Origin of the sequence: Bartonella elizabethae F9251 = ATCC 49927, assembly GCF_000518165.1 — a bacterium.
Classification (GTDB): domain Bacteria; phylum Pseudomonadota; class Alphaproteobacteria; order Rhizobiales; family Rhizobiaceae; genus Bartonella; species Bartonella elizabethae.
Genome location: NZ_JADB01000002.1, coordinates 266581 through 286507, shown reverse-complemented (window position 1 = coordinate 286507; position 19927 = coordinate 266581). Strand labels below are relative to the sequence as shown.

The 19927-nt window shown below is 37.3% G+C and carries 14 protein-coding genes and 2 tRNA genes; 8 read left to right on the top strand and 8 right to left on the bottom strand.

All coding sequences use genetic code 11. The features are described from left to right. Positions 1 to 315: 315 nt before the first annotated feature. Entirely contained in the window at positions 316 to 585 is a 270-nt protein-coding gene (gene rpmA, locus T429_RS0103650) for a 50S ribosomal protein L27 (RefSeq protein ID WP_005774481.1), read from the bottom strand. 12 nt (positions 586 to 597) lie between these two features. Next, positions 598 to 1074: a 50S ribosomal protein L21 gene (gene rplU / locus T429_RS0103645; RefSeq protein ID WP_005774480.1), complete on the bottom strand. Its 477-nt coding sequence runs from the start codon at positions 1072 to 1074 to the stop codon at positions 598 to 600. A gap of 294 nt (positions 1075 to 1368) precedes the next feature. Here rplU and T429_RS0103640 point away from each other — a divergent pair. Then, positions 1369 to 1458 (top strand) — tRNA-Ser (locus T429_RS0103640). Between the two features lie 1425 nt (positions 1459 to 2883). On the opposite strand, the gene pgi is transcribed toward T429_RS0103640, so the two are convergent. From pgi to T429_RS0103615, 3 genes are all read right to left on the bottom strand, one after another. Beyond that, complete coding sequence (pgi, locus tag T429_RS0103625; RefSeq protein ID WP_005774478.1) at positions 2884 to 4548, bottom strand: glucose-6-phosphate isomerase; 1665 nt, start codon at positions 4546 to 4548, stop codon at positions 2884 to 2886. Between the two features lie 190 nt (positions 4549 to 4738). After that, positions 4739 to 7876, bottom strand: coding sequence for an efflux RND transporter permease subunit (locus T429_RS0103620; protein ID WP_005774477.1), 3138 nt, complete (start codon positions 7874 to 7876; stop codon positions 4739 to 4741). Beyond that, positions 7873 to 9012, bottom strand: coding sequence for an efflux RND transporter periplasmic adaptor subunit (locus tag T429_RS0103615; protein WP_005774476.1), 1140 nt, complete (start codon positions 9010 to 9012; stop codon positions 7873 to 7875). Before T429_RS0103615 ends, T429_RS0103620 begins: the two co-directional genes overlap by 4 nt. Positions 9013 to 9380: 368 nt before the next feature. On the opposite strand from T429_RS0103615, the gene T429_RS0103610 reads away from it, so the two are divergent. From T429_RS0103610 to T429_RS0103595, 4 genes are all read left to right on the top strand, one after another. Continuing rightward, positions 9381 to 9457, top strand: a tRNA-Arg gene (locus T429_RS0103610). A 646-nt stretch (positions 9458 to 10103) separates the two neighbouring features. Next, positions 10104 to 11777: a formate--tetrahydrofolate ligase gene (locus T429_RS0103605; RefSeq protein WP_005774474.1), complete on the top strand. Its 1674-nt coding sequence runs from the start codon at positions 10104 to 10106 to the stop codon at positions 11775 to 11777. A gap of 185 nt (positions 11778 to 11962) precedes the next feature. Further along, positions 11963 to 12196 carry a 30S ribosomal protein S21 gene (gene rpsU / locus T429_RS0103600; RefSeq protein ID WP_005774473.1) on the top strand — a complete coding sequence of 78 codons (234 nt, stop codon included), beginning with the start codon at positions 11963 to 11965 and terminating at the stop codon, positions 12194 to 12196. A gap of 1152 nt (positions 12197 to 13348) precedes the next feature. Next, a complete protein-coding gene (locus tag T429_RS0103595; protein WP_005774472.1) occupies positions 13349 to 13903 on the top strand; it encodes an SH3 domain-containing protein in 555 nt (184 codons plus the stop codon). 46 nt (positions 13904 to 13949) lie between these two features. Here the strand turns inward: T429_RS0103595 and irrA are convergent, their stop codons facing one another. Continuing rightward, positions 13950 to 14462, bottom strand: coding sequence for an iron response transcriptional regulator IrrA (irrA, locus tag T429_RS0103590; protein ID WP_026500868.1), 513 nt, complete (start codon positions 14460 to 14462; stop codon positions 13950 to 13952). A gap of 233 nt (positions 14463 to 14695) precedes the next feature. Between irrA and fabA the strand changes: the two genes are divergently transcribed. Genes fabA through fabI form a run of 3 tightly spaced genes read left to right on the top strand, consistent with a single transcriptional unit; the run spans position 14696 to position 17349 of the window. Further along, positions 14696 to 15205 carry a 3-hydroxyacyl-[acyl-carrier-protein] dehydratase FabA gene (gene fabA / locus T429_RS0103585; RefSeq protein ID WP_005774470.1) on the top strand — a complete coding sequence of 170 codons (510 nt, stop codon included), beginning with the start codon at positions 14696 to 14698 and terminating at the stop codon, positions 15203 to 15205. Between the two features lie 56 nt (positions 15206 to 15261). Beyond that, positions 15262 to 16482 carry a beta-ketoacyl-ACP synthase I gene (gene fabB, locus T429_RS0103580; protein WP_005774469.1) on the top strand — a complete coding sequence of 407 codons (1221 nt, stop codon included), beginning with the start codon at positions 15262 to 15264 and terminating at the stop codon, positions 16480 to 16482. Positions 16483 to 16530: 48 nt separating this feature from the next. Further along, positions 16531 to 17349: an enoyl-ACP reductase FabI gene (fabI, locus tag T429_RS0103575; protein WP_005774468.1), complete on the top strand. Its 819-nt coding sequence runs from the start codon at positions 16531 to 16533 to the stop codon at positions 17347 to 17349. A 302-nt stretch (positions 17350 to 17651) separates the two neighbouring features. Here the strand turns inward: fabI and T429_RS10710 are convergent, their stop codons facing one another. Together T429_RS10710 and gpsA are read right to left on the bottom strand one after the other, a co-directional pair. Further along, positions 17652 to 17873, bottom strand: coding sequence for a hypothetical protein (locus T429_RS10710; RefSeq protein ID WP_161629904.1), 222 nt, complete (start codon positions 17871 to 17873; stop codon positions 17652 to 17654). A gap of 495 nt (positions 17874 to 18368) precedes the next feature. Next, positions 18369 to 19373: an NAD(P)H-dependent glycerol-3-phosphate dehydrogenase gene (gene gpsA / locus T429_RS0103565; protein ID WP_005774465.1), complete on the bottom strand. Its 1005-nt coding sequence runs from the start codon at positions 19371 to 19373 to the stop codon at positions 18369 to 18371. Between the last annotated feature and the right edge of the window lie 554 nt (positions 19374 to 19927).

The following is a 19927-nucleotide window of genomic DNA, read 5'->3' as shown; positions in this document are numbered from 1 at the left end:
GGCCCTTCTTTATATATAAAAAGGAAGTAAATTTTTCTCATTATTTATCATACACAAATTTACCAATAAATTCCATCATAACATCAATACCTTCAATGCAAACACAACACAGCAAAAATTCTCCCCCTTATTGAGAAAATTCATTTCCTCAATTTTACCTTTTTTGTTTTCCGTATATTTTCTAGATTTATCATATGACCAATAAAATAAGGGAAAGATAACATTTATCTTTCCCTTTTAGAGCTTATTAATACTTTAAAACTACAACTGCAATCCAATGAAACTCCAGTTGATTGTTAGAGAAAATGCTACAGATTACTCTGCTACCTCCACTACAGGAATGACTGAAACATAGGCACGGTTACCTGCTTTGCGCTGAAAAGAAACCTTTCCTTTTGATAGGGCAAAAAGCGTATGGTCTTTTCCCATACCGACATTGTCACCAGCATGCCAACGCGTACCACGCTGACGGACGATAATATTTCCAGCAATAACCGTTTCACCACCAAATTTTTTAACGCCTAGACGTTTCGATTCTGAATCGCGACCATTACGCGAGGAACCACCAGCTTTTTTATGTGCCATAGACGCTCTCCTTTAATCTTTCTTACTTTTTGATGCTACAGCCGCTTTCTTCTGCGATGCAGTCTTTTTTTCAGTCTTTTTTTCAGCCTTCTTCTCAACAGCAGTATCTTTTGTTTCTTTTGCTGCCGTTTCTTGCTCTTTTATGGGTTTTGCAGCTGCTTTTTTAGGCTTTGAACCACCCATTAAAATCTCTAAAACACGCAGTGTTGTAAATTCTTGACGATGACCACGCGTACGTTTAGAATTTTGACGGCGGCGTTTCTTAAACGCGATAACCTTGCGCCCACGTGTCTGTTCTAAAATCTCAGCTGTCACCAACGCATCACCAACGACAGGAGTTCCGATAACTGCACTACCTTCTTGCCCAACCATCAAGATATCATTGAATTCAACAACATCACCCGCATTTCCAATAACTTTTTCAACTTTTACCACTTGGTTAGCAACAATGCGGTATTGCTTACCACCGGTTTTAATGACTGCGAACATTTTTTATCCTTCCGTTCACTCCAGCTCTTATTTAATTTTTACCTTGAAATAAGGGAAAATAGGCTGCTTTTTATCAGTCGTAACCAATCTTAAAGAAGGATAAAACCTTCCTCAAAACAAAAATACGCAGATTTCTCCACGCTCACATTCTACCTATATGAAGGAATTTCTATTCTCTGTCAATAAAGTCCCATAAAAAAGAAAAAAAGGTTGTACCAAAAACAATTGAAGGTTATCTACCCATCATATACTATACTTAACTTAAATAGTGGGCATTTTTGTTGCACTTCATATGGAGAGGTGGCTGAGTGGTTGAAAGCACCGCACTCGAAATGCGGCATAGGGGTGACTCTATCGAGGGTTCAAATCCCTCTCTCTCCGCCATTGACTTAAAACGAACTTGTCTATGCTCAGTATTTGCAGGTTTCTTGTGGTTTGCAATTGGTTAGTTTGCGTCCATCTATGCCTGTCATTATGCATCCCTAGAAATTGGTATTAGATTCCCACGAATTTTATAATTTCTAGGCTTCTCCTCTTACGATCTTTAGATTTCCTGATCTGGTATAAAATATCTCTTCAAATATTATGAAGAACTTTTGCCAATCACCAGCCTTTAATAGAGTTTTAGAAATAATGGTGACCATAGAGCTCTTTGCAATTCCGTTTATTAACAGGCTCAATGCGTTTTATCACCATCAGAGTTTTTATATTAACAGGCCCCGAGCTTTTTTCATACAATATGCGCATTTAGAATGAATATTATGAGTATTTATTCTAAATTTTTCTCTCTTCTTATAATCACAAAAAAGTGTGTAATCATTGAATATCGTTCACACAGCACTTTCTCTTATTTCTAAGCTTTTTAAGTAAATAGATAGTACACCGCTTGCACAAAAACTTGTCAAGCATCCAATCAAAATCATAGGAAAAACAGAATTACGCAATCGTTCTCTCATTTTCAAGCAAAATGCTAAGCCGTTTTATGCTTTTCTCCATTATCGAATATAGCTCGATACTAAATTCTGATTTTTCATAAAATTTTAGTATAAATGCGTTGTAGATAATTTATTTTTTGCAAATCATCTATCAGTATAATTCTATACGAGACAGTGTATAATTCTATACGAGACAGTGTGGTGCTCATAAATTGAAATAAAGAATAGAAAACGGCTTTCCAATACGTATGGAGACGCTCCTTTACTAAATAATTTTCTAAGGCATATTTCAAATGAAAACCATCTGAAGTATGTCGCACAATGGTACTACGAATGACAAATACAAATAGCATTCCCTTTATACACGGGACAAAAAGGAATATTTTTATTTCTCTTATGATAATTATAAAAACTTCCAGCAGCCAGATCTTCTAAATTCAGGCTCACCACAACAAGATTGGGTAGCAACACGAGACAAATCCAACTTCATTGCTAAAGTTTCCATAACCACTCAATCAGATTCTCTGGATAAGCTTTTTTAAATTTCCCGTCCAATCCTCTCTGATAATCCCTCATAATCATTCTATACCCCAAAGTGATAACTTAAACCCATGAGTTCGGAAAATACCTCTCTAGAGGTAGAAGATCTTCTCATAAAATATCTATCTCTTACTGATAGCACAGCATTTAAAGCCTTTTTTCACATGAATAATTGTTTCACAAACACTGTATGGAACCTGTAAAATCTGTTTTTTGTTCTTTTTTTGATTTATTGCAAAAATCCAATTCAAAAATAAGGGAGTCCAGAGTAAAATAGAGAATTGTCTCATATTTTTCTCTCACTCTACCGTCAAAACCTATGATCAAATTATATTTATTTTGCACGTCTTGCTTGAATATGGGCGAGCAATCCTAATGTTGAATTATCGCGATTATCCGCTTTACTTTCTCCACGAAGAATGGGGAGTAACTCATCTGCTAATTCTTTACCAAGTTCAACACCCCATTGATCAAATGAATTAATATTCATTAAAACACCTTCAACAAAAGTACGATGTTCATAAAGCGCAATGAGACGACCGAGTGTAAACGGGGTTAATGAATCTTGAACCAGCGTCATGCTGGGGCGATTTCCTTTAAAGCTTTTATGAAGTGCTAAATAATCTGCTTCACGTTCATCAACGCCATTTTTTATCAAGATATGCCGAGCATCTTCAACACTACGTCCTTTCATCAAGGCTTTTGATTGCGCTAAACCATTTGCTAGCAACATCTCATACATAGAATGTAAATTTTTCTCATGCCCTTTTATAAATAAAATAAATTCTACAGGAACAACATCGGTTCCTTGATGCAGAAGCTGAAAAAAAGCATGTTGGCTATTTGTTCCTGAATCACCCCAAACGATCGGACCACTTGAAAAATTGAGTGGTTTTCCATCCAGCGAGACTTGCTTCCCATTTGATTCCATATCAAGCTGTTGTAAATAAGCTGGAAAATGTATTAAGCGCTGTGCATAGGGAATGATAGAGCGTGATGAATAACCACAAATAACACGATGCCAGAACCCTAAAAGAGCAAATCGAATAGGGATATTTTTATGCAAAGGCATGGTTTTAAAATGTTGGTCCATTTGTAAAGCACCATTGAGAAATTGGCGAAAGTTTCGCCCCCCTACTGCAAACATAACAACAAGCCCAATGGCGGACCAAATTGAATAACGTCCTCCAACCCAATCCCAAAATTTAAAAACTCTTGTGGAATCTATGCCAAATTCTGCCACTTTATCAAGCGCACTCGAAACAGCAACAAAATGTGTGTGAATAGCTTGTTTCCCTAAATGTGAACAAATCCACTGACGTGCAACTTGAGCATTGACCATTGTTTCAGCCGTTGTAAAAGTTTTAGAAGCAATAACAAAAAGCGTTGTCGCTGGATTCAAAAGAGAGAGAGTATCAGAAATATGAGCACTGTCAGCGTTAGAAACAAAATGACAACGTGGACCATCATGATAAGGTTTTAAAGCATAGGTGACCATTGCAGGACCAAGATCAGAGCCCCCAATACCAATATTAACAATATCCCTTATTCTCTTTCCACTACTTCCCTTATAGCTGCCATCACGTACCTTTTCAGAAAATCTCTCCATATCTTTAAGGACGTCTTGAATATCGCCAATAAGATTATGACCATCCAGCATGAAAATTTCATCGGCAGGTAAACGTAATGCTATATGAAGAACGGAGCGTTTTTCAGTTGTATTAATAGCTTGGCCTGAAAACATTGCATCACGCCGCCCCAACACATCTGCTGCGACAGCTAAATCATCTAGAAGTTTCAATGTTTTGAATGTTACACCACATTTTGAAAAATCAAAAAGAAGATCATCAAGTCTGAGAGAAAAATGGGAAAAACGCTGATCATCTTCCAAAAAATGCTGACGAATATCACAGACTCCATCCTTTGCAGCATGGTTTTTTAAAGCTCTTAATGCGGCTTCAAAAGCCTTTTCATTTCGAATCGAAAAGCTATCTGCCATAAGCTTATCCTATACGGTTATTGATCATGAAATCTCTGTCCAAACAATACCAAAGTAGAAAACACCTCCTTGATTGCTCAATCTTTTCACTGCTCACACAAAAAATGAAGAAATATAAAAGTAAAAAAAATAAGAGCTAAAAATGATATTTTTACAAGAATCAACTTTCAAATCTTTACTACTCGAACCATCATTTAACTTGATTGAGTTCTTTTGTTAAGCGCAAATCTTCTTCTGCTTTTGATCTTATAAAACGCCCTAAAAAAAGATAAACAACCGGTGTAACATAAAGCGTAAAAATCGTTGCTAAACCTAAACCACCGACGATAACCCAGCCTAAAGCTGTACGAGCTTCTGCACCAGCACCTTTGGCTAAAACCAAAGGAATACCGCCTAAAATGGCACAAATCATTGTCATACAAACTGGACGAAGACGAATATTGGCTGCTTCTTCTACAGCTTCACGCACACTTCTTCCCTGATCCCGTAATTGATCTGCAAATTCAACAATCAGAATACCATTCTTTGCCATAATGCCAATCAACAAAATTAATCCAATTTGACTATAAATATTAAGACTCACACCACTTAAGAGCATAGCAATCACAGCACAACCAATCCCTAATGGAACAGTAGCCATGATAATGAATCCTGAAATAAAGCTTTCAAATTGAGCCGCTAAAACCAATAAAATAATCAAAAAAGCAATGCCGAAAACAATCATAAAATTGGAAGATGTTTCATGAAGTGTTTCAGCTTCTCCTAAGGGGACCACGTAGGTTCCTTTCGATAACAAAGGAGAAGCAATTTTCTGCACAGTTTGGTAAGCTTCCCCTAAAGTGATATCTGGAGCAAGATTTGCGCTTAAAATGACAGCGCTCATGCGCTTTTCCCGTTTTAATTGGGGAGCGATAGCTTTTTCATGTAAATGCGCAATAACCGACAAAGGAACATATCGATTGTCTTTGGTCTTTAAAAAAATATTTTCTAAATCACTAGGACTTTTCATAGGATTTTTACGCGATATCAATTTAACATCGTAAGAATGATCATCCACGTTAATGGAACCAATCTTTTTACCATCCAACATTGCTTGTAATGTATCGCCCAAATTGGTGATATCAATCCCTAAATCAGAGGCTTTTTTTCGATTGATTTCAATAAAAAATTGCGGTTGTGTAGCATCAACGGTAAGACGTGGGCGAATAAAACGCGGATCTGCTTGTAAAGCACGTACCAACTGATCAGCAATAGGTTGTAATGTCGCATAATCATTGCCAAGAATTGCAAATTGTAACCCTTGCCCCGTTCCTCTCACACCTAAAGAATTTCCCTGTGCAGCAAACACAAAAACTGCTGGAACTTGCCTAACCTTTGCATTAACATCTTTCACAATTTCTTGCTGATTTCGTAAACGTTTATCCCAAGACGAAAGCAATAAAATCAAAAAAGCAGTATTGGGTGAGCCGCCAATACCCGCGACAGAGAAACTATTCGCTATCTCACCTGCATCACGTAATGGCTGTAAACTTTCTTCAATTTGCTCTATTTGCTCGTTCAAATATTGTGTTGAAATACCTTGTGGTCCATTAATGGCCAAAAAGATAAAAGCTCTATCTTCTGCTGGCGTTAATTCCTGTTGCAACTTCGTATAACCTCCAACACAAAGCGCTGCAAAAACAAGTGAAGCAAAAACAACAGCCCAAGGTTTTTCTAAACACTTATGCAAACTGTACGTATAGGCCTTATGAAACAAAGAACCCCATTTATATAAAAAAGTAAAGTGATGATGGGCTTTTTCCTCTTGCTCCTCAATATGTTCTTTGAGAAAACGTGAAGCCAACATAGGACAAAGTGTTAAGGCAACGATTGAAGAAAGCAAAATAGAAATTGCCAAAACAAAACCAAATTCTCTAAAAAGTCCTCCAACTTGTCCAGGAAGAAAAGAAATAGGAACAAACACAGCAACGAGAGTCAATGTTGTTGCGATAACAGCAAAAAAGACTTCACGGGTTCCTAAAACCGCTGCAGCCCTAGAACCTATCCCCATATTGCGCCATCGAACAATATTTTCCAGAACAACAATGGCATCATCCACAACAAGCCCTGTTGCCAAAACAAGCCCTAAAAATGTGAGAATATTCAATGAAAACCCTACAAGATAAATAGCAGCAATGGTCCCAATCAAAGCGACGGGAAGAGATACAGCAGGTATCAGCGTTACACGAATGTCTCTGAGAAAAAGAAAAATAACCAAGATAACGCTCAAAATAGCAATGACCAACGCAACCTCAACCTCATGAAGAGCGCTTTTAATAAAAATTGCATCGTCACTAATAACGTCTATATGTACGGAAGAAGGAACAACACTTTTGAGATTATTAACAACAGCTCTCACGCCTGTAGAAATGTTAAGCGTGTTGGATTGTGCTTTACGCACAATACCTAATCCAATCCCTGTCTTTCCGTTGATACGAAGAATAACATTTTCTATATCGGGTGATAAAGTCACATGCGCCACATCACCAAGATGTACATGAGGCTTTAAAATAACTTGCTCAAAAGATTCTGGTGTTGTTAAACGTGCAGTGGCACGAACAACTAAAGTTTGTTTAGAATTGCGTAGTGATCCTACGGGCACATCCGTTTTCATATCAGCAAGAACACGTGAAATATCTGCGACCGTTAATCCATAACTTGCAAGTTTTGCTTGATCTATATCAATCTGAAAAATCTTTTTACGAGCACTATCGACCTGAACATCACCAACGCCATCAACCGCAGAAATTGCATCAACGATCTGATCATCTACAACTGTTGTTAAATCATCAATACTCATTGTTGGTGATGTCACAACCAAATACATCATGGCAGCAGCATTTGAATCTGCTTTAATAATCAAAGGTGAATCAGCATTTTTGGGTAAAGAATAAGCAATGCGAGACAGAGCATCACGGATATCAGATGCCGCTACATTTAAATCAACACCAACATTAAAATTAATCTGTACACGGGAACGTCCAAAAGAAGATGTTGAAGAAATCGTCTTAACCCCTGAAACACGAGAAACGGCATCTTCTATAACTTTTGTCACTTCACGATCAATTGTTTCCGCCGACGCTCCAGAAAATACCGTTACAATCGTTGTTACTGGCGTATCAACATCTGGGAGTTCCCGTACATCAACATTCAACCATGCTGCAAATCCTGCAATGATGATCATGGCATTTATAACAAAAGTAAAAACCGGTCTTCGAATAAATAAGGCAATGAGACCGCCTAGCTCCGCCTGTGACATTGGCTGTTTTGTGCTCAATTCTTGGCTCATTGTATATCCATTCCATAAACTGCTGATAATTGCTGTTGATGGGACGTTGGATCATCAATAATTACTTTACTTCCTGGATAAAGCATTTGCACCCCTTGAATGACAACTTGATCACCATTTTCTAAAGAGGCTTTCACGAAAACTTGATCTGCTTTATGCTGAATAATCGATACGGGTATAGGCTCTACTTTTCCTTCTCTCACACGCCAAACAAATGACCCTTTATTATTCCATTGAATCGCCAGAGGATTAACGACAGGGAAAGATCCACCATGGAATTGTAAGGCAACAGAAAAGGACATACCAGACATGAGTGTATCTTTTTCATTATTGATTTCAATCTGAGCATGAAGTGTACGACTTTCTGGGTCAACGACATTATCAATCGCGTAAATGTGACCAACAAAAGTTTTATCTGGCTGCGCTGTTAATGTTGCTGTTACCTCATCTCCCTTATGAATCCGTGAAACATATCGTTCAGGAACCCATATATCGACCAAAATACGTTCTCTATTCTCAATACGGCCTATTACAGTATTAAGGGTCACGTTATTCCCCGCATCAACGGGTAGAATACCAACAACTCCAGGAATCGGTGCACGAATTGTTCGCCGCTCTAGGTCTACCTCAGCGTTACGCAAAACCAAATTTGCGTTATCTAGCTCTAAGCGTGCCGTAAGTTCTTGCACTTCTGTTGCTGTATTGCTAGCACGTAATTTAAGAATCCGCGAAAGCGTTAATGCGTTATTATCACGTTGTACTTTTGCTTTTGCGGCTGCTATTTCCTCCTTTTTAGAATCAAGCTTTGCAATTACATCTCCCACTTGTACTTTTGTACCAGCAGACACAAAAAGCCTATCAATAACACCTGGTGATAAAGGGGTTAAATCTACCTCAGCAAGTGCTTGTCCACTCCCTAGAACGTTAAGTTGTTCATAAAAATCTTGGACCCTTACAAGATCAACGACAACATTCGTCGGTGGTCTTCCCATTTTTCCCTTTGAAGCTTTATACAATATACTTGTTTTCTTCACTATAGAAATGGGTTGTTCTGCACTCTGTTTTCCAGCCCAATAAGTAGCCGTTAAAACAACAATTAAAAACACCAATGGAAAGATCTTTTTTAATAACGCCATATATCTACCCTTGCTGTATCATGTTTATCTGAAATAGTTTTCAACAGTCATATCGGCGTTTTATACAAAAAACCAACAGCAGGTATATATCTTACCCCCCACCGCAAAAACATATATCATTTTTGGCTGACTATCGTTCATAGGCGAAAACGTCAAGTTAACTATCGTTCATATTGCGTGGTAAGATCACAGCAGAAAAATGACCCTATCAAAAATCCAACTGCATCCATAATATATTATAAGTTTTTTTTTAATATCTCATAAAAAAAAAGAGATTTTTTTTATGACTCCCCAAGTTTCACTTGCATTTCTTTAATGAAACGATTAGGAACCCATTGTCTTAGACAATGTAGAAAATTGAAATGTGTGCACCCGTAGCTCAGCTGGATAGAGCACCAGACTACGAATCTGGGGGTCAGGAGTTCGAATCTCTTCGGGTGCGCCATCTATCAATAAATCCAATATCTTACTCACAAACTCAAGCTCTTTAAATTCTTTTAATATGTGATTTATTTTTTTCTTATCTTTGGTCTTCTTATGGCTTTTTGTTCCATTCTATTGTGAGTCGTTTGTTCGCTGTTTTGGTAGAATGGAATGTTGTGCGACCTTCAATCCAGCCCAAACCTATTTTTTATTAATAATAATCATAGAGATTATATAAGTTGGTGTGTACTGTTGCTTTCTTTTCTCAATCTATGCGCATTGTTTTTGATTTCTTCTAGATTATACCTTTTCATCAATGGGTATTTCTGAGTATTTCATTTCTGTCCGTCTCATCTTAAGACGAACTTTAAGTGTGTCACCAAACATTACGGTTTAGAGCCCTCTAAAACTTTTTTCTGATATTCATCATGAGCCCATATTGAGAATGATATTGCAGGCTGGCTAAAAACTTATCGAAACTGAAAATACAGAGTTTTTTTCCCAAAAAATGCTAAAACCCTTCTTGTGCTCTTTTAGTATTATCGCTTGCGCGATACACCATTGATCTCTATGCTATATTATGCTTTCTGTTCTCTATGGATTTTTTCATTAATCCATAAAGTACAGATTCCAAATGTTAATAAAAGCTCCGTTTAAAGAATTTTTCCATGCCTAAAACAGATATTGAAATTGCTCGCACTGCTAAAAAGAAGCATATTACTGAAATTGCACAAAAAATTGGTATATCACATGAAAATCTCATTCCCTATGGCCATGATAAAGCTAAAATTTCTTCCTCCTACATAAAATCGCTCAATAAAAATCCAGATGGTAAACTTATCCTCGTCACAGCCATCAATCCCACACCTGCTGGAGAAGGAAAAACAACAACAACGGTTGGACTAAATGACGCTCTTAATCTCATTGGCAAAAAAACAATAGCCACTTTGAGAGAACCGTCTTTAGGCCCCTGTTTTGGTGTAAAAGGTGGTGCTGCTGGTGGTGGTTATGCACAAGTCGTCCCAATGGATGACCTTAATTTACATTTTACCGGTGATTTTCATGCTATTACAGCAGCGCATAATCTTCTTGCTGCAATGATCGATAATCATATCTATTGGGGAAATACTCTCAACATTGATCCACGTCGCATTGTTTGGAAGCGCGTTCTTGATATGAATGACCGTGCATTGCGTGATATCGTTATTTCATTGGGAGGCACAACAAATGGTTTTCCACGCCAAACAGGTTTTGATATTACTGTTGCATCAGAAATTATGGCACTTCTTTGTCTTTCTGAAAATTTAGAAAACCTTACACAAAGACTCAAAAAAATTATTGTTGCCTATCGTTATGATAAAACACCCGTAACAGTGGCTGATCTTAATGCAGAAGGCGCAATGGCAGTTCTTCTCAAAGATGCCATACAACCCAATCTTGTACAAACAATTGAAAATAATCCTGTTCTCGTTCATGGAGGACCTTTTGCCAATATTGCTCATGGTTGTAACTCAGTTATAGCAACAAAAACCGCTTTAAAACTCGCTGATTATGTTGTCACAGAAGCAGGGTTTGGAGCCGATCTTGGCGCAGAAAAATTCTTCAACATCAAATGTCGGCAAGCAGGTATTGTACCAAATGCAACAGTGATTGTCGCAACGATTCGTGCATTAAAAATGAATGGTGGTGTGGATAAAAACAACCTGACAGAAGAAAATATCACCGCTTTAGAAAAGGGAGCCGCTAATCTTTTACGACATATCAAAAATATGGAGCTCTACGGTATTCCTTGTGTTGTAGCGATTAATCATTTTGGCAGCGATAGCGATGCTGAAATAAGAACATTACAAAAAATAGTTGCAACAACTGGACGCAAAGCTATTATTTGTAAGCATTGGGAACAAGGTGGAAAAGGCGCAGTAGCACTTGCACAAGAACTTGTTGCCTTAATTGAAAAGCAAGATTCCGATTTTAAAGTTCTCTATCAAGATGATATTCCCCTCATTCAAAAAATTAATTGTATTATAACAAAGCTATACGGTGGGCGTAGCGCCATCATCTCAGTTCCTATTCTTAAACAACTTGAATCTTGGGAAAAAGAAGGTTTTGGCACCTACCCTATTTGTATGGCAAAAACACCTTATTCTTTTTCTGCTGATCCCAAGCAATATGGTGCTCCTGTCGATTTTGAAATTCCTGTACGAGAAGTTCGTCTCTGTGCAGGAGCTGGCTTTATTGTTGTCATTTGTGGAGATGTTATGACCATGCCGGGCTTACCGCATTATCCTGCTGCTGAAAAAATTTATCTTGACAAAAATGATCAAATACAAGGGCTTTCATAAGTTTATAGCCGTAAACTCTATCCTTTATTATAAAAAGCATTTTATTACAAAAAGAGTAGAATTTTAAAAAGCTATATAGACAAATGTCTTATTTGTATGATATAAGCCCCTGTCCTTTTAGATATGTCTTTAAAAGGACGTAGGTTTTCCTATCATTTATGACACTGAAAAAAGCAGGATAAATAGTGCAAGTACTCGTTCGTGATAATAATGTTGACCAAGCGCTGCGCGCGTTGAAAAAAAAGATGCAGCGTGAAGGTATCTTCCGTGAAATGAAAATGCGTAGTTATTATGAAAAGCCATCTGAAAGGCGTGCTCGTGAAAAAGCTGAGGCTATTCGTCGTACGCGTAAGCTTGCTCGTAAACGTGCGCAAAGAGAAGGTTTTGTAAGTAACGGACGAGCTGGTGCGATGAAGTGATGTGCTTTTGATGCATCATAGAATTGCATAAACAATAGAGAATAAGCTATCCTAGAATTTTATCTTTATAAGAAAGTGCAAGAGGTTTTTTGCTTGTGGTTTCTTGTGTGTAATGTTATCTAGAATTTTTAATTATACAAACGAGTGTGTTAATTATTTAAAAGTGATAAATTTCTTATCACAGAGATGTGAGTTTACTTCACTCTTGTAATTTTCAAAAATAGATAACAAACGACACTTTGGATATTTAAGCGACTTGTTCCTATATAAAATGTGGATTGAGTTAAGGTGTTTTGTTATTACTTTTCGTTATAATTTTTTTATCCTTTAATATTCTGCATCTTTCGAAGATGTTAGATCAGCTTGCGAAACATGAATGACTATCGCAATATGTGATTGCGTATATCAGGATATGAAAATACATAATCCTATCCTCTGCCCTTTCACTGATGTAATGAAACAATATAATTTCATAACTCTTTATATCTCCTGATTCTGTTCTTCTAAAGGATAAAGAATTTCCGCCACTACACTACAGAGATTCTGTTTTTTTATAAATCTCTTCTATTCACCACTTATATCATTAATCTCATATAAGCGTATCGAATAATCCTTCCTCTTTCATTAAACTTTTTTATACTGAGCTGAAACACAAAAAAATTAAACAGAAACAGAGAAAGTGCTCTTATTTTAATATGAGTGCAAGAGTCTTATATTCCCATTTCTGATGAACGTGTTTTTACCACTTAAGTAACGAATTAAAATTTATAACTTGTTGATTTATATCCATAAATAGTCGTTTTTTTTCATATTAAGTTATAACTCTGAATACAGGAAAAACTCTTAGAAAAAAAGAGACAACATTTCAGCTCTGATTTCCTATACAAAAACTGCTCTAACCACGATGTATTTTGCTGTTTTAATATTTTTCTCACGCATACAACTCGCCAAAAATCAAATATTTATTTACAACTATCCCCTCATCAACACCCTAAGCACTCAGAAATTCAAACTTTTATTTGCCTCTTCTCGTAACAATTTTTTCATTGTTTAGATCTCGTTAACGGGCGATATGGCATAATTTTTATCAGTCTCCAATCTTATCTTCCAGATTTTAAATTACCCATATATGACGAAATAAAGGAGTTCAGTGTGCAAAATTCTCGTTGGTTTCGCGTTTTAATGCTTGCATGTATCTTAACAAAAGTTATTGTATTGAATTCACCACGTTTGTTGCACGCACAAACCCTTAATCAAAATTTAGGACCTAGTGGTTTACCGCTTCCGCGATTTGCTTCGATTAAACCTACTCGTGTTAATGTCCGTGTTGGGCCAGGAAGCAACTATTCCATCATTTTTACCTACAAAAAGAAGGGACTACCTATTGAAATCATCCAAGAGTATGATCAATGGCGTAAAATTCGTGATGCAGAAGGCGATGAAGGGTGGGTATATCAATCGCTTTTATCAGGAAAGCGAACGGCTATAACTATTCCATGGCAAAAAGATAAAACAAAAAGGCTAATGCTACGAAAAAAACCCACTGATAATTCAGAACTTGTTGCAGAAGTAGAGCCTAATGTCATTGGCAATATCCACCAATGTGATGGACAATGGTGCGAAATCACTCTTAATAATGTCCATGGATGGCTTCATCAACCTCAATTATGGGGGATTTACCCTGATGAAAAAATAAAAGGCTGGTGAATGCTCAAACGCATCAAATTTAATTTTTATTCCTTATTGAATATCCCTACTCCCTACCACAAGATTGACTTTTTGGTTTTAATCGCACGATTAAATCAACATGTGAAATTTCCATACCTTCTGGTGGTGTAGGCAAATTTCCAATAATGGGCAATTCTTCTAAATTGCAAGGAATATCAAGAATATGATTTTCACCTTCTATATAAAAATGATAGTGATCAGAGGTATTCGTATCAAACCAAGTCTTCGAACCCTCTACGGCAATAATCCGTAACAATCCCGCTTCGGTAAATTGATGAAGCGTATTGTAGACCGTTGCTAAGGATACAGGAACACCTGCCCTCACCGCTTCCTCAAAGAGCTCTTCCGCCGTAATATGACGATTTCCTTCAGAAAAAATCATATGTGCAAGTTCTAATCTCTGACGCGTTGGACGCAAACCATTTTCACGCAAACGTTTTTCTAACATAGAAGCGGAATAATACTGGACACTTTCTCCACATTCTTTTGTGGACTGTTTCTCTTCATTCATATCTAAATTGTCTGCATTCCCTGACATATTACAAACCAAAATATCTTCCTGCTTCAATAAGATAAAAATATTAAAAAATGGGAACAGTACGGTGCAATCTTGTATTCCATTTTTAAATAATTATCTATGTAGAATACATAAAAAAGGGCTTTTGTCATTAAAAATGATATAAAATCATTTCCCTCTCTTTAAAATTTGCTCTAAAAGTAGGTCGGGGAAAAGCGCAGAAATAAAGATATATGCAAATAAATGGAGTAACCATGGCTGAACAAAAGTCTCGCTACACTTATGAAGAGCTTCTAAGCTGCGCTCGCGGCGAAATGTTTGGTAAGGGTAATGCGCAATTGCCGGCACCGCCAATGTTGATGATTGATCGAATCACTCAAATCAGTGAAACTGGTGGAAAATACGATAAAGGAATGGTTCGTGCCGAATTTGATATTACGCCAGACCACTGGTTCTTTAATTGTCACTTTATAGGTGATCCCGTTATGCCAGGATGTCTTGGATTGGATGGTATGTGGCAATTAACAGGTTTTTTTCTTGGTTGGTTGGGAGAACCAGGGAAAGGAAGAGCGATATCAACTGGTGAAGTAAAATTATCAGGTATGGTAACACCACAAACCAAACTTCTTGAATATGGAATAGATTTCAAGCGTATTCGACGGGGAAATTTAGTCTTGGGAATAGCTGATGGATGGCTCAAAGCAGATGGAGAAACTATTTATAAAGCGAATGATTTGCGTGTTGCTTTATTCAAAGAAGATTGAATTTATTTTCATCAGGAAGAATTTTTTACTATTCTGTATGGAATAAGGAGGTATGAATGCGTCGTGTTGTTGTAACCGGAATGGGAATTGTTTCCGCGATTGGGAATGACCCCCAAGCCGTTTTAACCAGTTTACGTGAAGCAAAATCCGGAATTTCTTACGCGCCTCAGTATGCTGAGTTAGGCTTTCGTAGCAGAGTTTACGGTAAACCTGATATTAATATAGAAGAACGCGTTGACCGACGTGCTTTACGTTTTCATGGACGTGGAACAGCTTGGAATCATATCGCCATGGATCAAGCAATTGCTGATGCTGGTTTAGAGCCTCACGAAGTATCAAACGAACACACAGGAATTATTATGGGTTCTGGAGGTGCTTCAACGCAGTCAATTGTAGAAGCAGCCGATATTACACGCCAAAAGGGTCCAAAACGTGTTGGGCCTTTTGTTGTGCCTAAAGCAATGAGTTCTACAGCATCTGCAACGCTGGCAACTTTTTTTAAAATAAAAGGGGTCAACTATTCAATCTCTTCAGCTTGTGCTACCTCCAATCATTGTATTGGGAATGCTTATGAAATGATCCAATATGGTAAACAGGACCGTGTCTTTGCCGGTGGCTGCGAAGATTTGGATTGGACTCTCTCTGTTTTATTTGATGCTATGGGCGCTATGTCTAGCCGATATAATGACATCCCTCATAAAGCTTCACGGGCCTATGATGTTAATCGTGATGGATTTGTTATTGCTGGAGGTGCTGGCGTTTTAGTCCTTGAAGAACTAGAATGCGCTAAAGCCCGTGGAGCAAAAATCTACGGAGAAATCGTTGGATATGGTGCGACATCCGATGGACATGATATGGTTGCACCATCAGGAGAGGGAGCAGAACGATGCATGCGCATGGCTCTTGCAACAGTCCATGATAAAATTGATTATATTAATCCCCATGCAACAGCAACACCTGTTGGGGATCCTCCTGAAATAGAAGCTATCCGCCGTATTTTTGGAGCAGGTGATCAGTGCCCCCCCATTTCTGCTACCAAATCTCTAACAGGCCATTCCTTAGGCGCCGCAGGTGTTCACGAAGCAATCTATACATTGCTCATGATGAACCATAATTTTATCTGTGAAAGTGCCCATATTGAAGAACTTGATCCAGCTTTTGCGGATATGCCAATTGTTCGTGAACGACGCGATCATCAACAACTGAATACCGTACTGTCAAATACTTTTGGCTTTGGCGGTACCAATGCAACGCTTATTTTTCAACGCTATGTATAAATGAAAGTTCTTAGTAATTGAAAAAAATACGGTCTTACGGAGAATAATATGAAAGGTTTGATGGAGGGCAAACGTGGCCTTATTATGGGAATTGCGAATGACCATTCAATTGCTTGGGGAATTGCCTGTCAACTCGCACAAGCAGGAGCTGAATTAGCCTTAACTTATCAAGGAGATGCTTTCGGAAAACGTGTGCAGCCTCTAGCTGATAAGCTTGGCTGCAAATTAGTTCTAGAGTGTGATGTTGAAAAAATTGAAAATGTTGACGACGTCTTTGAGAAACTTGAAAAAGAATGGAAAACGATTGATTTTATTGTCCATGCTATTGGTTTTTCAGATAAAAATCAGCTAAAAGGGCGTTACGTTGATGTTACAACACGTGAAAACTTTCAACGTACAATGGTTATTTCAGCTTATTCCTTTACTGAAATTGCTCAGCGTGCGGAGAAGCTTATGCCTCATGGAGGGGCACTTTTAACCCTTACTTATGGCGCTTCACAGCAAGTTGTCCCTAACTATAATATCATGGGAGTTGCTAAAGCTGCCTTAGAAGCTATGGTTCGTTATTTAGCGGCAGACTTTGGTCCGCAAAATATCCGCGTCAATGCAATTTCAGCTGGTCCTGTTAGAACCTTAGCGGGTAATGGTATTGCAGCTGCGCGTGCAATATTTTCACACCAACGACGTAATGCCCCATTACGTCGTACCGTGAATATTCATGAAATTGGAAAGTCCGCGCTTTATCTCCTCTCTGACTTATCATCAGGCGTTACAGGTGAAATCCACTATGTTGATTCAGGCTATAATATCATGTCTATGCCAATACTTGAAGAACTGAAAAAAACTGAAGACTCCCAAGAAGGATAAAAAACATCCGACTTCAAAAATAAAATCGGTTATCTGTAAAGTACTTTGGTCGCACAATGATGAGGGCTTTTCCTACTAGATTGAATCTCATAGGGAAAGCCTTCAGATCCAGTCTATTGCATATATGATTCTCACTAAGAAAACACGACGGATTGCAGAAAAAAAATCATGACGAGATAGCAAATGGCTTGTTTCAAAAATTTTTAATACCTCTAATGGCAGGGGAAACGAAATTCTATTGCAGTTATTACGCGTTCCTTTCAACTTTTCGAGCCAAGAATAATCCATATATTTCTCTCAAGCTAACCTTTATGAATACAACGCAAAGAACGTGTATACTCCTCTAGAAGGATAAGCAAACACAAAGCCAATTGGGTTATTATTATTGTTCTGCAAAGTGTTTTATAAAAAAACTGATCTATCTCTCCAATCCATTTTTCTGGAAAATTTTGTGTTTTATGGTGTTGTTTTTCTAACAAAGCCCATGTTTTTTCTACAGCTTGTAAATCAACATCCAACCCCAAAATTACAGCATATTTAGAATGAAATTAAGGCGTTTCGTGCTTTCTTTGCTGTTACAGCTTCTGGATGCTAGATATGTAATACCCCCTATCTAGTATACAAAAGCTATTAAACGCACAAATAATATTGAAAATTGAATAATAGCAATGATATTTCTAGCTTAACTTTATATAAATAAGATGCTACTCTCCCATGAATTTTCTACTATTCTTCAAATGTTATTGTGAGAGGCGTTTAAGAAAAAATTAAAATGTCTCTTTCATTACATTAGACAAATATATGTAAGTAGAAATGATAGTTTATTTTCAAAGAATTACTTAATAAGAACCAAAACTTTTATATTTCAACTCTACTTCATAGAGAATCGAATGATATGAATCTGTAATTTTCTACGGTGTAATAATCTTATACAATCATCAACACAATCTATTTTATATTGCTATCATAGGATGTTGCCATTTGTTATGATTGAAATTATTTAAGAATATAGGATAGTATTATATTTCGTCCTTGAGAGTGCGACTGAGTAATGTATTAGCCGCTTCAGTTGTGTCTTTACCACAATAAAGAATTTGATAAATTTGTTCTACAATAGGCATTTCTACCCCAATACGTTGCGCTAACGTATGGACTTCCTTGGTATTCAAATACCCTTCCACAACCTGACCAATTTGTCTTTCCGCTTCTTTTATACCTATTCCTTTACCAAGAAGTAGCCCAAAACGGCGATTACGCGATTGATTATCAGTACATGTCAAAACCAGATCACCTAAGCCTGTCATTCCCATAAATGTGGAAAGCTCAGCCCCCATAGCACCCCCTAAACGACTAATTTCAGCGAGTCCTCGTGTGATAAGAGCTATTCGTGCATTTGCCCCAAATCCCATGCCATCTGATATTCCTGCACCAATAGCAATAACATTTTTAACGGCTCCCCCTAATTGAACACCAATCATATCTGAGCTTTTATAAACTCTAAAACTTTTGTCACAATGAAAAAGTTGCTGCAATTCTTTACAAAACTCAACATTAGAAGCTGCTATCGTCATTGCAGTAGGCCAACCAATAGCGAGTTCTTTAGCAAAAGTTGGTCCAGAAAAAACAGCTAAAGGAATTTTTTCACCTAAAATCTCACGAGCGACATCTTGTAAGAGACGTCCTGTACCACGTTCTAAACCCTTCGTTGCCCAAATAACGCGTGAATATTGATCCAAATAAGGCTGAATATTATACAACACTTGATGAAATACATGGCTTGGAACAGCGATTAGTATATTATCACTTGCTGTTATTGCAGTTTCAAGCGAAGCTTCAAGGAATAAATTTTCAGGAAATCGAATATCAGGTAAATATACTTGATTACAACGTTGTTCTTGTAATTTTTTGATGTGTTGAGAATTATATCCCCAAAGTAAAACATTATGACCATTACGAGCAAGAGCAATCGCTAATGCAGTACCAAAAGAACCAGCACCAATAACTGTCATTGCAATGGTTTTCATTAATTTTTCTGATTATTCTCTAAATTGTCGATTTCAGTTGCACATTATTGTTAAAATAACTTCACTGTTCTCTTTAATATAAATCCTTTAAAACTAAAATGTTACTTCTTCGTAGCCTTATCTTACACAACATAAAAATGTGTTTCTCACGCTCTCTTTATCTGTATTGAATTGTACAAATACCATCCTTTGTATATTCTACAAATAGCTCTGTATCTCAAAAATCAAAGCTTTAGTAAATGCCCAATGGATCCTCTTGTTAAAAATATTAAGTGCATTCAAAATTATGATATGCATTCTATTGATATCTTACACTTAACACTCCTCTTCATATCCTACGAATCTTTGCAATAACCCCTGTAGAGCTGATACATGCCGCATCAGCTTCTACAGGTATTTCTCACTCCTATTCTACAGGAGAATGCACATTTGGAGTTTGCTCTATAGGCATTTCTGAACCAGGGACTTGATCTACAGGAGTCTGCATACTTGGAACTTGTTCCATAGGCATTTCTGAACCAGGCGCTTGATCTACAGGAGTCTGCATACTTGGA

What these genes read in the sequence shown, in the direction of transcription:
- rplU (WP_005774480.1), bottom strand. Translation starts at nt 1,074, where the DNA reads ATGTTCGCAGTCATTAAAACCGGTGGTAAGCAATACCGCATTGTTGCT.
- T429_RS0103620 (WP_005774477.1), bottom strand. Translation starts at nt 7,876, where the DNA reads ATGAGCCAAGAATTGAGCACAAAACAGCCAATGTCACAGGCGGAGCTA.
- irrA (WP_026500868.1), bottom strand. Translation starts at nt 14,462, where the DNA reads ATGTCAGGGAATGCAGACAATTTAGATATGAATGAAGAGAAACAGTCC.
- rpmA (WP_005774481.1), bottom strand. Translation starts at nt 585, where the DNA reads ATGGCACATAAAAAAGCTGGTGGTTCCTCGCGTAATGGTCGCGATTCA.
- fabA (WP_005774470.1), top strand. Translation starts at nt 14,696, where the DNA reads ATGGCTGAACAAAAGTCTCGCTACACTTATGAAGAGCTTCTAAGCTGC.
- fabI (WP_005774468.1), top strand. Translation starts at nt 16,531, where the DNA reads ATGAAAGGTTTGATGGAGGGCAAACGTGGCCTTATTATGGGAATTGCG.
- fabB (WP_005774469.1), top strand. Translation starts at nt 15,262, where the DNA reads ATGCGTCGTGTTGTTGTAACCGGAATGGGAATTGTTTCCGCGATTGGG.
- T429_RS0103605 (WP_005774474.1), top strand. Translation starts at nt 10,104, where the DNA reads ATGCCTAAAACAGATATTGAAATTGCTCGCACTGCTAAAAAGAAGCAT.
- T429_RS0103615 (WP_005774476.1), bottom strand. Translation starts at nt 9,012, where the DNA reads ATGGCGTTATTAAAAAAGATCTTTCCATTGGTGTTTTTAATTGTTGTT.
- gpsA (WP_005774465.1), bottom strand. Translation starts at nt 19,373, where the DNA reads ATGAAAACCATTGCAATGACAGTTATTGGTGCTGGTTCTTTTGGTACT.
- pgi (WP_005774478.1), bottom strand. Translation starts at nt 4,548, where the DNA reads ATGGCAGATAGCTTTTCGATTCGAAATGAAAAGGCTTTTGAAGCCGCA.